1 protein-coding gene is annotated in these 1,646 nt (G+C 74.1%); it reads left to right on the top strand.

What is annotated here, in order from left to right; genetic code table 11:
- Nucleotides 1–105: 105 nt before the first annotated feature.
- Nucleotides 106–1,646 (top strand): hypothetical protein (locus IJH84_RS21025; RefSeq protein WP_295148003.1); only part of this gene is annotated, 1,541 nt, incomplete at its 3' end.

Here is a 1,646-nt window from a genome sequence, read left to right as displayed (position 1 = left end):
CTGGCCGTCACCGGCGCCGTGGACGCGGCGTTGCGGACCGGTGCGGCCGACCGCGCGCAACGATCGTGAGCGCCCGCGCGGCGCAGCGGTGAACAGGGGGAAACAGTGAGCATCTTCGACCTGCCCCGGCTGCACTTCGCCGGTACGGCGATCACCCGGCTGCCCACCGGCCCGCGCAGCGGGCGCTACGACCTGGCCGCGAACGAGGCGCTGACCGCGGACGGCACGCCGTTCCCGCGGGACCGGCCTGCCGCGGAGTACCACGAGCACCTCGACGGGCTCGGCGAGCGCTTCGAACCCGACGGCCGGCTCCGGCCGGACGGGCGGTTCGGCACCGCCAAGGGCTGGAACTTCGGCGGCAACGGGCACTTCTGGCTGGACGCCCGCATCACCGGGTGGGAGCGCGTGCCGGGCGCGGCCGGTGCGCAGGATCCGGTGCTCGGGCGGGCGGTGGACCTGTGGGGGCACTTCAACGAGCACCTGGCGACCACGCACAACCGGGCTCGCGTCTTCGACGTCGACCCGGCGTCCAACTGGACCACCACCGTGCTGGCGGGTCAGTTCTGCTTCGGGCGCCAGGGTCGCTCGCACGACACCGGGTACATGGCGGTCGGCGCGGTCGACGGCCCGCAGCCACCTCGCTGGCAGAACTCGCAGCACGTGCACGGAGTCGGCGAGCACCCGCTGGAATCCTGGTTCCGGCGCTCTGTCGTGCATCAGTTCGCCGTGGACGCCGACGGCCTGGAGTGGTTACCCGAGGCGGAGACTTCCGAGGCGGTACGGCTGCTGCGCGCCGCGGCGGGCCCAGGCGGTCTGGTCGTCCGCTACGCGCTGAGCAACATGGCCGCACCGCGAGACAACGACACCCCGAACGTCTGGCAGGTGCGCGGCACCATCGCTGCCCGCGACCCCGCGGAAGAGCGCACTTGTCCGGCGGGGCGGTTGCTCACCGCGCGCGAACCCCGCCGGCGCGGTGAACCGGCTCCGCTGCACAACGCCGCGGTGCAGGTGACCGGCGAGCACACGACCTTCGACCTGATCACCGCGGTGCCCGCGCTGGGACGGAGCCCGGAGCCCGGTCCGGACGGGGTGCACCGGCTCGGGCCGCGGCTGGACCTGGGAGATCTGCAGCTGCGCACGCGCGGCTCCGGGCAGCTGGTCGCGCGGTTGCCCAGTAGCGCCTACCGCGCGGACACCGAGCGGACCGGCGGGCTGGTCACCGTTGCGACCGAGCCGGGATGCGCCGCAGCCGAGGACGAGCCGCTGGTGCTCGTCCGCGAGGGGCAGGAGTCCGCGGTGCTGCTCGCCGAGGAGGAGTCGGTCGTGCGGATCGACGACTCCTGCCTGTTCCTCGACCCCGCCGAGGGAGACAGCACCGAGGGAGACAGCACCGAGCGGGACGGCAGTGCGGGGGACGGCACCGCGCGGGTACCGGTCCGCACGTACCACCTGGGACGCCCCGCTCCGCTGAACGGCCTGCGGGTGGTGCAGTTCTTCAACCCGCGCGCACTGCCGCGGGACCCGCGGGCCCAGGCCGCGGACGCCCGGTGCGGTGCGGTGCAGATCGTGCAGGTCCGGCCGGACGAAGGCGCCGCGGATTGGGCCGAATCCTGCACCTTGGACGCCGACGAACAGGGCCGAGCCGT

Origin of the sequence: Saccharopolyspora sp., from assembly GCF_017434145.1 — a bacterium.
GTDB classification, from domain to species: Bacteria; Actinomycetota; Actinomycetes; order Mycobacteriales; family Pseudonocardiaceae; genus Saccharopolyspora_C; species Saccharopolyspora_C galaxeae.
Note: the sequence above shows the minus strand (reverse complement) of the source record. Positions and strands in the feature narration are given on the sequence as shown.